General features: G+C 71.2%; 7 protein-coding genes. 5 read left to right on the plus strand and 2 right to left on the minus strand.

Annotated features, from left to right (window positions below; genetic code table 11):
* Positions 1–52 precede the first annotated feature (52 nt).
* Complete coding sequence (gene glgP / locus ACXJKB_RS07365; protein ID WP_457186893.1) at positions 53–2,635, minus strand: alpha-glucan family phosphorylase; 2,583 nt, start codon at positions 2,633–2,635, stop codon at positions 53–55.
* A gap of 105 nt (positions 2,636–2,740) precedes the next feature.
* Here glgP and ACXJKB_RS07370 point away from each other — a divergent pair, with 105 nt between their 5' ends.
* The 5 genes from ACXJKB_RS07370 (at position 2,741) to glgB (ending at position 13,809) form a co-directional block, all read left to right on the plus strand.
* Positions 2,741–6,622 (plus strand): M36 family metallopeptidase, encoded by a 3,882-nt coding sequence (locus ACXJKB_RS07370; RefSeq protein WP_457186895.1) that lies wholly within the window; start codon positions 2,741–2,743, stop codon positions 6,620–6,622.
* 104 nt (positions 6,623–6,726) lie between these two features.
* Positions 6,727–8,706 (plus strand): maltotransferase domain-containing protein, encoded by a 1,980-nt coding sequence (locus ACXJKB_RS07375; protein ID WP_457186897.1) that lies wholly within the window; start codon positions 6,727–6,729, stop codon positions 8,704–8,706.
* 23 nt (positions 8,707–8,729) lie between these two features.
* On the plus strand, positions 8,730–10,460 hold the full coding sequence (treS, locus tag ACXJKB_RS07380) for a maltose alpha-D-glucosyltransferase (RefSeq protein WP_457187075.1): 1,731 nt from the start codon (positions 8,730–8,732) through the stop codon (positions 10,458–10,460).
* Positions 10,457–11,857, plus strand: a complete 1,401-nt coding sequence (locus ACXJKB_RS07385; protein ID WP_457186899.1) for a maltokinase N-terminal cap-like domain-containing protein — start codon at positions 10,457–10,459, stop codon at positions 11,855–11,857. Before treS ends, ACXJKB_RS07385 begins: the two co-directional genes overlap by 4 nt.
* Positions 11,854–13,809, plus strand: a complete 1,956-nt coding sequence (glgB, locus tag ACXJKB_RS07390) for a 1,4-alpha-glucan branching protein GlgB (protein WP_457186901.1) — start codon at positions 11,854–11,856, stop codon at positions 13,807–13,809. Before ACXJKB_RS07385 ends, glgB begins: the two co-directional genes overlap by 4 nt.
* Here glgB and ACXJKB_RS07395 read toward each other — a convergent pair whose 3' ends face one another.
* A complete protein-coding gene (locus tag ACXJKB_RS07395) occupies positions 13,810–14,685 on the minus strand; it encodes a hypothetical protein (protein ID WP_457186903.1) in 876 nt (291 codons plus the stop codon).
* Positions 14,686–14,789 lie beyond the last annotated feature (104 nt).

Consider the following 14,789-nt stretch of genomic DNA (forward strand, 5'->3'; position numbering starts at 1 on the left):
CTGTCGGTGCCGGCGACCGAACCCGCTCGCGACGAGCTCGGCCGCCTGACGGTCAGGCCGGCTCGGCCACCAGACCGAGCTCGGCGACGGAGGCCAGCGACTCGTTGCGCGGGACGACGCGGACCGTGTAGCCGAACGGGCCGGACACCGCGAGCGGCACGGCGGCGTCGAAGCGGTGGCGGTTGCCGTCGTAGGACTCCCCCACCAGCATCGGGGTCGCCGAGGTCGCGGTGAGGACGTCGTCGGAGCCGATCCGCCCGTGGACGACCTGCACCTCGACGTCGTCGGCCGAGAGCGAGCCGAGCGCCACCCAGGCGCGGACGGCGAGCGTCGCGCCCACGACGGCCTGGTCGCCCACGCCCTCGGAGTCGACGTGCTCGACGCGGACGCCCGGCCACGCGGCGCGGACGTCGTGCTTCCAGCCCGACAGGGCGCGGGCGCCGACGTAGTCGGAGTTGAGCGTGCGCGCGGTGTGCGCGGCCGGGGCGTACAGCTCCCGGACGTAGTCGCGGACCTGGCGGGTGGCGAGCACCTTGGGGCCGAGCGACTTCAGCGTGTGGCGGACCATCTCCAGCCAGCGCGGGGGCACGCCCTCGTCGTTGGTCTCGTAGAAGCGCGGCACGACCTCGCCCTCGAGCAGGTCGTAGAGCGCGTTGGCCTCGAGGTCGTCACGCCGGTCAGGGTCGTCGATGCCGTCGGCCGACGGGATCGCCCAGCCGTTGTTGCCGTCGTACCACTCGTCCCACCAGCCGTCCAGGATCGAGAGGTTCAGGCCGCCGTTGAGCGCCGCCTTCATGCCGGAGGTGCCGCACGCCTCGTAGGGGCGCAACGGGTTGTTGAGCCAGACGTCGCAGCCGGGGTAGAGCGGCTGCGCCATCGCGATGTCGTAGTTGGGCAGGAACGCGATGCGGTGCCGGACCTCCGGGTCGTCGGCGAAGCGCACCATCTCCTGGATGAGCCGCTTGCCGGTCTCGTCAGCCGGGTGGGCCTTGCCGGCGATGACCAGCTGGATGGGCCGCTCCGGGTCGAGCAGCAGCTTCTTGAGGCGGGCGGGGTCGCGCAGCATCAGCGTGAGGCGCTTGTACGTCGGCACGCGCCGCGCGAAGCCGATGGTCAGCACGTTGGGGTCGAGCGCGTTGTCGATCCACGTCGTCTCGGCAGCGGCGTAGCCCCGCTTGGTCGCCGAGCGGCGCATCCGGTCGCGGGCGTCGTCGACGAAGCGGGTGCGCAGCGTGCGCTTGAGGTCCCAGATCTCGCGGTCGCTGATCTGGTCGACGAGCGGCCACAGGGCGTCGGTGTCGTCACCGTCGATGTCACCGCCGCGGCTGGCGGCGAGCTCGATGACCTCGCGCGCGATCCAGGTCGGGCCGTGGACGCCGTTGGTGATCGACGTGATCGGCACCTCGGCCTCGTCGAACGCCGGCCACAGGCCGTTGAACATGCCGCGCGACACGTGGCCGTGCAGCTCGGAGACGCCGTTGGCGCGCTGGGCGAGGCGGAACCCCATCACCGCCATGTTGAAGACGCCGGCCTCGCCACCGTCGTAGTCCTCGGCGCCGAGCGCGAGGATCCGGTCGACCGGGACACCCGGCGTCGGTGAGTTGCCGCCGAAATACTGGGAGACGAGCTCACGCGGGAAACGGTCGATGCCCGCGGGCACCGGCGTGTGCGTGGTGAACACCGTGCCGGCGCGGGTGACCTCGAGCGCGGTGTCGAAGTCCACGTGCGGCCCGGCCTCGTCGACCGTGAGCTCACGGATGCGCTCGATGCCGAGGAAGCCCGCGTGGCCCTCGTTGGCGTGGAAGACCTCCGGCGCCGGGGCACCGGTGATGCGCGACCACACCCGCAGGGCGCGTACGCCGCCCACACCGAGGAGCAGCTCCTGGCGCAGCCGGTGCTCGGAGTTGCCGCCGTAGAGCCGGTCGGTCACGTCGCGGTAGTGGGCGCTGTTCTCCTCGACGTCGGTGTCGAGGAGCAGCAGCGGCACGCGACCGACGTGGGCGACGAGGATCCGGGCCACCAGGTCGGGGCCGTCGGGGAGGGCGATGGAGACGGTCGCCCGGCTGCCGTCGGCCTCGCGCAGCACGGTCAGCGGCAGCTCGTCGGGGTCGAGGACGGGGTAGCTCTCCTGCTGCCAGCCGTCGCGGTCGAGCGCCTGCTTGAAGTAGCCGTGGCGGTAGAACAGGCCCACGCCCACCAGCGGGATGCCGAGGTCCGAGGACGCCTTGAGATGGTCGCCGGCCAGGATGCCGAGGCCGCCGGAGTACTGCGGCAGCACCGAGGTGATGCCGAACTCGGACGAGAAGTACGCGATGGCGCGCGGGGCGTCGTCGCCGGCCTTGCGGGCGTACCACCGGTCCTCGGTGAGGTAGCGCTGCAGGTCGGCGTGCGCGGCGCCGAGGCGCGCGCGGAAGTCGCCGTCCTCGACCAGCTCGTCGAGCCGTTCGCGGCCCACGGCACCGAGGAAGCGCACCGGGTCGCCTTTGACCTGGCGCCAGAGCTCGGCGTCGATCGAGGAGAACACGTCCTGGGTGGGTGGGTGCCAGGACCAGCGCAGGTTGCCGGCCAGGGCAGCCAGCGCCCCCAAGGGCTCGGGGAGGACAGGACGGACGGTGAATCGTCGGAACGCTCGCACGGACCAGCACGCTAGGCCATTTCTTGGAACGATCCAAGAGCGCCCCCCACCCCTGCGCTTCACAGCTGCGCATAACCCGAGGACCCACCACGCCGTTGTTGCGGCATGACCATCCCCCGACCCCGCCTCGGTCGCGCCTCCCTCGCCGTCGCGACGCTGCTCGCGATCTCCACGCTCAGCACCATCCCCCCGGTCGCGTCCTCGGCCACCGCCGGGACCGGGACGAGCACCCCGGGCCCCACTCCGCCGGACGTCCGCACCCTCGGCGACCCCGTCGCCGGCCCCCGGGACGTGGACACCCGCGGCTCGGCCGTCCCGACCCCGCTCCAGCGCCAGGCCGTCGCGGCGCTCGGCGACGTGACCACGCGCTGGGGCTCCCTCGGCACCCCCGCGTCGATCCTCCCGGCGGACGGCAGCCTCGGCGCCGCGGACGGCACGCCCGTGGTGGCCGCACGCGACTGGCTGCGCGACCACGCGGCCGCGTTCGGCATGTCGCCCGCCGACGTCGACGACCTGGCGCTCGTCAGCTCCCAGCAGCTCGCGGGCTCGGCCGCCCGCGCCGTGCTCCTCCGCCAGGACTTCGACGGGACGGCCCCCGCGCTGGGCGGGCTGGTGACGGTCGGTGTGGCGGACGGCCAGGTGGCCTACGTCTCGTCCTCGCTGGCGCGCCCGACGACCGCGATGCCGGCCGCCACCCTCACCCCGCTCCAGGGCTGGCTGAGGGCGGCTGAGGACCTGTCTGTCGGCATCCCGGCCGACACGGTCGGCGACGTCGTCCGCTCCGTGAGTGGTGGATGGACCCGGCTCAGCGTTCCCGGCTTCGCCCAGGAGCAGCAGGTGCGACTCCGCGCCCTGCCGATGGCCGACGGCACCGTCCGCCCGGTCCTCGAGGCCAACGTCGTGGACGTGGCCGGCGGCTCCACCCTGGCCTTCACCTCACTGGTCGACGGCATCACGGGCAAGGTCCTCGTGCGCCACAACAAGACCAACAACTTCGCCTACAACGACGTGTTCACGGGCGCCGTCACCCCGACGGCGTGCGGACCCAAGCAGCCCTTCGACCTCGAGGACGACCTGACCCGCTCGATCACCGCGGTCGCCACGGGTCTGCCCACCGACGACTTCGTCGTGAAGATCTTCCGCGGTGACGAGGTCCTCGTCTCGGGCGACCTGGCGACCAACCCCGAGGTGGCGACGTACTCCGCCGCCGCCATCCCCGCCGGCACCTACGCCGCACAGGTCTGCCCGTTCGACGCCGCGTCCGTGGTCGCCGGCCAGTACGCCCTCGCGGTCAGCGCCAGCGACACCGCCGCGCCCGGCGCCGGCGACCTCGCCGCCAACCCGCGCTGGCGCTGGTTCACCGCCAACCCGACCCTCGACTCCCCCACCGAGACGCCGGACAACTCGATCGTCGGGTGCTGGAACGCCGAGGCCGGCTGCACCGCCCCGCCGACCCCGCTGCGCAACGTCGCCGCCTTCGGGCCGTGGGACACCGTCAGCGCCCTGCCCACCTTCACGACCGTCGGCAACAACGCCAACACCCACGAGGCGTGGGCCAGCCCGCTCACCCCCGGCGGGCTGCTCCAGGCGCCCGTCTCCGCTGATCGCCACTACACCGCGGACTTCGAGGACCGCTGGAACAACAGCCGCTGCGACGTCGGCCAGCTCGTGCCCGGAGGCAACGACATCGACGCGTCGGTGGGCAACCTCTTCGCCGCCCACAACCGCATGCACGACTACTCCTACTACCTCGGCTTCACCGAGGACAACTACAACCTGCAGCTCGACAACGGCAGCCGGGGCGGGGTCGCCGGCGACCAGGAGGTGGGCAACGCCCAGGCCGGCGCCATCACCGGCGGCAGCCCGAGCTTCCTCGGGCGCGACAACGCCAACCAGGTCACGCTGCAGGACGGCACCCCGGGCATCACCAACCAGTACCTCTTCGAGCCGATCGCCGGCGCGTTCTACGCACCCTGCACCGACGGTGGCCTCGACATGGGCATCGTCGGCCACGAGTACACCCACGCCATCAGCAACCGCATGGTCGGCGGACCCGACGAGGGCCTGACGTCGGAGCACGGTGGCGCGATGGGCGAGTCGTGGGGCGACCTGGTCGCCGGCGAGTACCAGTTCTCGCACGGCTACAGCAACGGCGGGAACGTGTGGGCCGTCGGCGCCTACGCCACCGGCAACACCGAGACCGCGATCCGCGACTACGCCATCGACCGCAACCCGCTCAACTTCTCCGACTACGGCTTCGACTCCACCGGTCCGGAGGTCCACGCCGACGGCGAGATCTGGAACGGGACCATGTGGGAGGTCCGCCAGGCCCTCGTGGAGAAGTACGACGCCCGGTTCCCGTACGACGACGCGCAGCTGCAGCTCGCGTGCGCGCAGGCGACGCCGACCGCCACGCCGCGCCCCGTCGAGACCTGCCCGGGCAACCGGCGCTGGGTGCAGCTGATGTTCGACGCGTTCCTGCTCCAGCAGGGCGCGACCTCGATGCTGGACGCCCGCGACGCCATGATCGCCGCCGACCAGATGCGGTTCGGCGGCGCGGACGCGGACGTCATGTGGGCGGCCTTCGCCCGCCGCGGCATGGGGGCGGGCGCCGCCGTGGCCGACGCCGACGACAGCGAGCCGACGCCGAGCTTCGCGACCCCGACCGGCCCGACCTCGACGGTCACGTTCGCCACCACCGGCAAGGCGAAGATCTACGTCGGTGACTACGAGGCGCGGGTGACCCCGGTCGCCGACACCGACCCCGGGACGGCTCTGGGTGCCAGCGCCGCCTTCACACCCGGCACCTACGACATGGTGGCCGTCTCGCCCGACCGCGGCTTCACGCGCTGGACGATGACGGTCCTGGCTGACGGTGGGCCACGCACCGAGACCGTGGGCGACGTGGTCAACCTCGCATCCTCGGCCGCGGGCGCCACCGTCATCGGCTCCACCGAGGGCTCGCTCAACCCGGACGCGCTCATCGACGGCACCGAGGCGACCACCTGGGGCGGGGTGACCGAGGCCCAGGTCGACGAGTCGCACCCGTCGGTGTCGGTCGACCTCGCCGGTGAGGTCAGCACGGTGAAGCGGGTGCAGGTGAGCGCCCACCTCACCCCGGCACCGGCCTCGCCGACGGACATCCCGCTGGCGCAGGATGACCCGGACTCCGGCTCGCGCTTCACCGCGCTGCGACAGTTCGCCCTCGAGGCCTGCACCGCGAGCTGTGCCTCGCCCGACGCCACGTGGACGCGGTTCTACACCTCGCCGGCGGACGCCTTCCCGAGCGGCCTGCCCCGGCCGGTCGCACCGACGCTCAACCTTCGTGGGTTCGACGTGCCCGACACCCCGGCTGCCGCCGTACGCCTGGTCACGCTGGAGAACCAGTGCACCGGCCAGGAGGCCTACGCCGGCGACCAGACCGCGGCCTCCGAACAGGCGGTCAACCCGCTGGAGACCGACTGCAAGACGGGCTCGGACCGCGGCACGATCGTGCACGCCTCGGAGCTCCAGGTCTTCGCGGAGGACGCCGGGCTGCCCGAGCAGCCGGCGGGCACGACGACCGGCTCCACGCCCGGCACCACGACCGGCACCACGACCGGGAGCCCCGGCGGGACCGCGACCGGGACCACGACCCCCGACTCCCCCGGGACGGGAGCTGGGACGACCGGCGGAGCCGCTGTCGAGACCCGTACCCGGATGGTCGTCAAGCGAGCCTTCCAGACCCGACACAAGCCCGCTCCGGTGCTGTTCCTGACCGTGCGTTCGGCCGGCGATCGCGAGGCCGGCCGGTTCGTGGTCCGGCTCGCCGGCCGGACGTGGAAGGTCGTCGCCACCGACGACGGGACCGCGCGTGTGGGGGTGCCGAAGAAGGCACTGCGCCCCGGTCGCACCACCGTGCGGGCGAGGTTCGTGCCGGCAGACGCCACGGCGTTCGCCCCGTCGCGCAGCAGGCTGCGCACCATCAGGGTGGCCATGGTGCGCTGACCGGCCGCGGCCCGCGCGGGATCGACCGCGGTCGGGACGTCCCAAGGGGTGGCCTCGGCCGTGGTCGGCTTGCGTGCGAGGTTCGGGTTCGCAAGTGTGGGGCCATGGTTGGACGGATACCCGTGATGGATGTCTCTCCCGTGGTCGACCTGGGTCGCCAGTCGGCCAAGGCCACCGTCGGGGAGCCGCTGCCCGTGCGCGCTTCGGTCTTCCGCGAGGGCCACGACCAGCTCGCCGCGGAGGTGGTCGCCACGGATCCGCAGGGACGGACCCGCGAGCCCGTGCGGATGCGACCCGACGGCGAGGCGCCCAACCGCTACGTCGCCCACGTGACGCCCGACGTCGAGGGCGAGTGGACCTTCGAGATCCACTCGTGGTCCGACCCGGTCGCGACCTGGGAGCACGACGCGGGCATCAAGGTCCCCGCCGGGGTCGACGTGGAGCTCATGTTCACCGAGGCGCGGCTCCTGCTGGAGCGCGTGGCCGCAGGGACGGGCAAGGACGCGCTCGACAAGCCGTCCGCCGCCGTCGTCTCGGGCGCGATCGCGGCAGCGACCGACACCGAGCGTCCCGCCGGCGCGCGCCTCGCCGCCCTCCAGGACCCCGGGCTCGAGGCCGTCCTCCTCGCGCACCCGCTGCGCGAGCTGCTCACCGTCACGGGGCCGTTCCGGTTCCGCGCCGACCGCACCCGCGCGCTCTTCGGCAGCTGGTACGAGTTCTTCCCGCGCTCGGAGGGCGCGACGCGCGACGCGAAGACCGGCAAGATCACCAGCGGCAACTTCCGCACGGCGACCAAGCGCCTCGACCGGGTCGCGGAGATGGGCTTCGACGTCCTCTACCTCCCGCCGATCCACCCGATCGGCGAGGTCAACCGCAAGGGCCCCAACAACACCCTGACCCCGGGCCCCGAGGACACCGGATCGCCGTGGGCGATCGGCAGCAAGGACGGCGGCCACGACGCGATCCACCCCGAGCTCGGGACGTTCGAGGACTTCGACGCCTTCGTGGCGCGTGCTCGTGAGCTCGACATCGAGGTGGCCCTCGACCTCGCGCTCCAGGCGGCGCCCGACCACCCGTGGGTGACCACGCACCCGCAGTTCTTCACGACGCGGGCGGACGGGACGATCGCGTACGCCGAGAACCCGCCGAAGAAGTACCAGGACATCTACCCGATGAACTTCGACAACGACCCGGCCGGCATCTGCCGCGAGGTGCTGCGGGTCGTGAAGCTCTGGATGTCTCACGGCGTGCGGATCTTCCGCGTCGACAACCCGCACACCAAGCCGCTGGCCTTCTGGGAGTGGCTGCTGGCGGAGGTACGCCGTACGGACCCCGACGTGCTCTTCCTGTCCGAGGCGTTCACCCGGCCGGCGATGATGCACGGCCTCGGCGCGGTCGGCTACCACCAGAGCTACACCTACTTCACCTGGCGCACCGGCAAGCGCGAGATCGAGGACTACCTCCTCGAGGTCTCGAGCGAGTCCGACCACCTGATGCGACCGAACTTCTTCGTCAACACCCCCGACATCCTCCACGCCTACCTGCAGTACGGCGGACCGGCGGCGTTCAAGGTGCGCGCGGCCCTCGCCGCCACCGGGTCGCCCAGCTGGGGCGTCTACGCCGGCTACGAGCTGTTCGAGCACGTCGCGGTGAAGCCCGGGTCGGAGGAGTACCTCGACTCGGAGAAGTTCCAGATCCGCATCCGTGACTGGGAGAAGCGCGACGCCGAGGGCACCACGCTCGCTCCCTACCTGACGCGGCTCAACCAGATCCGTCGCCAGCACCCGGCCCTCCAGCTGCTGCGCAACGTGACGATCCACTCGAGCGACGACGACCACGTGCTGGTCTTCTCGAAGACGCACGGCGACGACGTGGTCATCAGCGTCATCAACCTCGACCCGCACGGCACGCGCGAGACGATGATCCACCTCGAGATGCCGGCCCTCGGCCTGGAGTGGCACGACTCCTTCGTCGCCCATGACGAGATCACCGGGGAGGACTGGAGCTGGACCGCGCACAACTACGTCCGGCTCGATCCCGGCTACGAACCTGCCCACGTGATCGCCGTCAGGAGGACCCGTTGACCGACCACCCCACCTCGTCCCAGATGCCGACGGACGCGACCCGCGCGACCGCCGTGCTCAACGCGGAGCCCGACTGGTTCCGCACGGCGGTCTTCTACGAGGTGCTGGTGCGGTCGTTCCGCGACTCCAACGGCGACGGCACCGGCGACTTCAAGGGTCTGATCGAGAAGCTCGACTACCTCGAGTGGCTGGGCGTGGACTGCCTGTGGGTCCCGCCGTTCTTCACCTCGCCCCTGCGCGACGGCGGCTACGACGTCGCCGACTACAACAACATCCTCCCCGAGTGCGGCACGGTCGAGGACTTCCACGAGTTCCTCGACGCCTGCCACCAGCGCGGCATCCGCGTGATCATCGACTTCGTCATGAACCACACGAGCGACGCCCACCCGTGGTTCCAGGCCAGCCGCAGCGACCCCGAGGGGCCCTACGGCGACTTCTACGTCTGGTCCGACACAGACGAGCTCTACCAGGACGCCCGCGTCATCTTCGTCGACACCGAGCCGTCCAACTGGACGTGGGACCCGGTGCGCCAGCAGTACTTCTGGCACCGGTTCTTCCACCACCAGCCGGACCTCAACTTCGACAACCCCAAGGTCCACGACGCGATGCTGGAGGCGATGGCCTTCTGGCTCGACATGGGCCTCGACGGGTTCCGGCTCGACGCGGTGCCGTACCTCTACGAGCGCCCCGGCACCAACGGCGAGAACCTCCCCGAGACGCACGACTTCCTGAAGAAGTGCCGTCGCTTCGTCGACGAGAACTACCCCGGGCGCGTGCTGCTCTGCGAGGCCAACCAGTGGCCGGCCGACGTCGTGGAGTACTTCGGTCCCGAGGAGACCGAGGACGGCCGGTGGATCGGCACCGAGTGCCACATGGCCTTCCACTTCCCCGTCATGCCACGCATCTTCATGGCGGTGCGCCGCGAGTCGCGCTTCCCGATCTCGGAGATCCTCGAGCAGACCCCGTCGATCCCCGACGGCTGCCAGTGGGGCATCTTCCTGCGCAACCACGACGAGCTCACCCTCGAGATGGTGACCGACGAGGACCGCGACTACATGTGGTCGGAGTATGCCCACGACCCGCGGATGAAGGCCAACATCGGCATCCGCCGCCGGCTCGCGCCGCTGCTCGACAACGACGTCAACCGGATGGAGCTCTTCACCGCGCTCCTCCTGTCGCTGCCCGGCTCACCCGTCCTCTACTACGGCGACGAGATCGGGATGGGCGACAACATCTGGCTCGGTGACCGCGACGGCGTGCGTACGCCGATGCAGTGGACGCCCGACCGCAACGCGGGGTTCTCCGCCGCCACGCCCGGCAAGCTCCACCTGCCGGCGATCCAGGACCCGGTCTACGGCTACCAGTCGGTCAACGTCGAGGCGCAGCTGGAGAACACCTCCTCGCTGCTGCACTGGACCCGTCGTCTGGTCCACGCGCGGCGCCGCCACCCGGCCTTCGGGCTCGGTGACTTCGTCGACCTCGGCGGCTCGAACCCGAGCGTCCTGTCCTACATCCGCGAGCACCGCGGGGACGACGACCGCGACGTGATCCTCTGCGTCAACAACCTGTCCCGCTTCCCGCAGCCGGTCGAGCTCGACCTGCGGCAGTGGGAGGGCATGGTCCCCGTCGAGCTGCTGGGCGGCGTGCCGTTCCCGGCCGTCGGCGAGCTGCCCTACCTGCTCACCCTGGGTGGCTACGGCTTCCTCTGGCTGAGGCTGACCGAACCGACGGGCGCGGGGGTGGAGGGATCGTGAACGACGACCTGACCAGCTGGATCACCGAGGCCCGGTGGTTCGGCGGCAAGGGGCGCGACTGGACGCTGACGGCCGTGCGCCGCGTCGGTGAGCTCCCCGACGCCCCCGAGGGCCTGCGGGTCGCGATCCAGCTCGCCGAGGTGACGTACGACGACGGGTCCACCGACCTCTACCAGCTGCCGCTGGCGTTCTACGCCGAGCCGCAGGAGCGGATCTCGCACGCGCTCATCGGCGAGTGGGACGACGACCAGCTCGGGCGCGCGCACGTCTACGACGCCCTGCACGACCGCCAGGCGATGGCGCTGTGGCTGGCGGCGTTCGCCCGGCACGGCGTCGAGCCGAGGCCGCCGTCCGACGTGCGCGGCGACCTCATGTTCCACCGGCTGCCGGGCCACGACCTCGACATCGAGGCCCACTCGACGCTCTTCTCCGGCGAGCAGTCCAACTCGTCGGTCGCGTTCGGCGAGGACGCGCTGATGAAGGTCTTCCGCAAGGTGACCCCGGGGGTCAACCCCGACATCGCGATCCACCAGGTCCTCACCGAGGCCGGTTCGACGCACGTCGCCGCGCTCTACGGGTGGCTCGACCTCGTCGACGACGACACCAACACGACCATCCAGCTCGCGATGCTCCAGCAGTTCCTCCGCACCGCGAGCGACGGCTGGGACCTGGCGCTGGCCAGCGTGCGCAACCTGTTCGCCGAGGCCGACCTGCACGCCGACGAGGTCGGCGGCGACTTCGCCGGCGAGGCCGCGCGGCTCGGGATCGCGCTGGCCGAGGTGCACGGCGACCTGGCCGAGCACTTCCCGGTCGAGCGGCGCGAGGCCGACGCCCTGGGCGAGCTGGCCGGGGCGATGGAGGGCCGGCTCGTCGCCGCGCTCGACGTCGTACCCGACCTGGCAGCCCACGAGAGCAGGCTGCGCGAGACGTTCGCCCGGTTGCGCGAGCTCGACGCCGTGGAGGTGCAGCAGGTCCACGGCGACCTGCACCTGGGCCAGACCCTGCGCACCGTCAAGGGCTGGAAGATCGTCGACTTCGAGGGTGAGCCGGCCAAGCCGCTCGCCGAGCGGCTCAGGCCCGACTCGGTGTGGCGCGACGTGGCGGGCATGCTCCGCTCCTTCGACTACGCCCCGCGCGTGGTCGCCATGACCGGTGGCGCCGACGCCGGGGGCGAGGCCGAGCAGCGGGACTACCGGGCGTCCGAGTGGGCCGCGCGCAACCGCGCCTCATTCCTCGCCGCCTACACCGAGAAGCGCGGCGAGGAGATCGACGGCGCAAACGGGGTACTGCTCGATGCCTACCTCGCGGACAAGGTCGTCTACGAGGCGGTCTACGAAGCACGCAATCGTCCGGGATGGCTCGCCATCCCTCTCGCCGCGCTGGAGGAGACATCATGACCGACCCCACGAGCAAGCCCACGACCAAGCCCACGAGCACCCCAGAGGCAACACCCGCGGCCGCGCCGCGGGACACCCACGCTCCCGGCGAGCTCGACCTGCACCTGATCGGGGAGGGCCGGCACGAGGAGCTCTGGCGGGTGCTCGGCGCGCAGGCCGGCGAGGACGGCACGTCGTTCCGCGTCTGGGCCCCGAACGCCATGGAGGTCCAGGTCGCCGGCGAGTGGGCCGGTTGGGACGGCTCGGCGCACCCGATGACGCGCCTCGACGGGTCCGGCGTCTGGCACGTCCACGTCGAGGACGCCGGCGTCGGGTCGCAGTACAAGTTCCGCATCCGCGGCGCCGACGGCCAGTGGGTCGACCGCGCCGACCCCCTGGCCCAGTACGCCGAGAAGCCGCCGAGCTCCGCCTCGAAGGTGTGGCAGTCGCAGCACCAGTGGAACGACGAGGCGTGGCTGGAGAAGCGCCGCACGAGCCAGCCCGTCGACGAGGCGATGTCGACCTACGAGGTGCACCTCGCCTCGTGGCGCAGGCACTACTCGGGCGAGCTCTACTCGTGGGACGAGATCGCCGACGCACTGGTCCCCTACGTCTCCGACCTCGGCTTCACCCACGTCGAGCTCATGCCCGTGATGCAGCACCCGTTCGGCGGCTCGTGGGGCTACCACGTCACCTCCTACTTCGCCCCCGACTCGCGCTTCGGCGACCCCGACGGGCTCAAGCGCCTCATCGACCGGCTCCACCAGGCCGGCGTCGGCGTGATCCTCGACTGGGTCCCCGGGCACTTCGCCACCGACGAGTGGGCCCTGGCCCGCTTCGACGGCACCCCGCTCTACGAGGACCCCAACCCCCAGCGCGGCTGGCACAAGGAGTGGGGCTCCCACATCTTCAACTTCGGCCGCAACGAGGTGCGCAACTTCCTCTACGCCAACGCGGTCTACTGGCTCGAGGAGTACCACGCCGACGGCCTGCGCGTGGACGGCGTCGCCTCGATGCTCTACCTCGACTACGCCCGCGAGCACGGCGAGTGGTCGCCCAACAAGGACGGCGGCCGGGAGAACCTCGAGGCGGTGCAGTTCCTCCAGGAGATGAACGCCACCGTCTACAAGCGAGTGCCCGGCATCGTGACGATCGCCGAGGAGTCGACCGCCTGGCCGGGCGTCACCGGGCCCACGAGCGACGGCGGCCTCGGCTTCGGGTTCAAGTGGAACATGGGCTGGATGCACGACTCGCTCAACTACGTCTCCAAGGACCCGCTCTACCGCAGCCACCACCACGGCCAGATGACCTTCTCGCTCGTCTACGCCTTCGCGGAGAACTACGTCCTGCCGATCAGCCACGACGAGGTCGTGCACGGCAAGGGCTCGCTGCTGCGCAAGATGCCCGGTGACCGCTGGCAACAGCTGGCCAACCTGCGCGCCTACCTCGCCTACATGTGGGCCCACCCCGGCAAGCAGCTGCTCTTCATGGGCTGCGAGTTCGGCCAGGAGTCCGAGTGGGCTGAGAGCCGCGAGCTGGACTGGTGGCTCCTCGAGCACCCCGAGCACGCCGGTGTCCACGCGATGGTGCGCGACATGAACCGCGCGTACGCCGAGAGCGGCGCGCTGTGGGGCCGCGACAACGAGCCGTCGGGCTTCCAGTGGGTCGACGCCAACGACGCGGGCGCCAACACGTTCTCGTTCGTACGCCGCTCCCCCGGCGCGCCCGACCTCGTGTGCGTGGCCAACTTCGCGGGCACCCCGCACGAGGGCTACCGCCTCGGCCTGCCGTCGGCGGGACGGTGGACGGAGATCCTCAACACGGACGCGGAGTCCTACCACGGCTCGGGCGTCGGCAACCTCGGTGCCGTCACCGCCACCGAGGGCGAGCACCACGGTCAGCCCGCCCACGCTGACATCGTGGTGCCGCCCCTGGCGACGGTGTGGTTCCGCAAGGAGGACGGACCCGCCTGATCAGGTCAGGTGGATCATCCTGAGCATCCCCATCAGGGCGTGCGGCATGCCGCCCATCTTGGGGTCGGGGAAGAAGCACATGACGACGTACTGGCCCGCGGGCAGGTCGTAGTCCACCGTCATGCTGCGGCCGGGGCTCAGCGTCCCGGTCTCCATGCTGGCCGGCAGGATCCAGGACGGGGGCGGTCCGTCCCCCTCCTCGCTCTGCAGGGCCTCCAGCACCTGGTCGGTGGTGGTGCCCTCCGCGACCTGCTGCAGTGACACGAAGTGCGGCTGGTCCGCCTTGTTCTTGAACTGGAACCGACCCTTCATGGGCAGCTGGGAGGCTCCTCCCCACGACGGCCCGTTCTTCGCGATGATGGAGCCGTCGGTGCTCGGCGTCTTGGAGGAGCGCTTGGGGCCGTCGACGACGAGCGTCTTGCCGGTCACCACGCCGCGCTCACCGAGCGAGAACGGCGTGTAGGCCGCCGGCTTGGGGAACACGATGGTGCCGGTGCCGCCGCCGGACAGGCCACCGACGATGGTGGAGTTCTTGAGCGCACGCGTGAGCGCCTTGAGGTCGTTCTTGGCGCCGAACTTGTTGACGTCCGCGGTGAAGTCGGCGATGTCGTAGCCCTTCTTGAACGTCACGAACTCGACGATCCCGCGGCCCCTGACCTCGAGGTGCACACGCCCGGCGTGCAGGTCGTCCGCACCCTTGACGGCGATCGTCTTCTTGGTCAGCAGCGCGGTGAGGTGCGGCGTGGCCGCTCGTGCACTGGTGGGGGAGGTGCCGGCGGCGCCGGCAGTCGTGGGTGCAAGGAGTACGGGCGAGCTCGCGAGCGCTGTGGCGCACACGACGGCTACCACCCTCCGCAGTCCGGTGGGCACGTGCATGGTGGTCCTACCCTTCTGGAAAGTGTGAGCGGTGCCGTCGGCACCACCTTCCAGTAGTGGCACGGACCAGCGGGCCCGTCATCCCCGATTTTCGGGACATCCGG

Source organism: Nocardioides sp. P5_E3, from assembly GCF_054049275.1.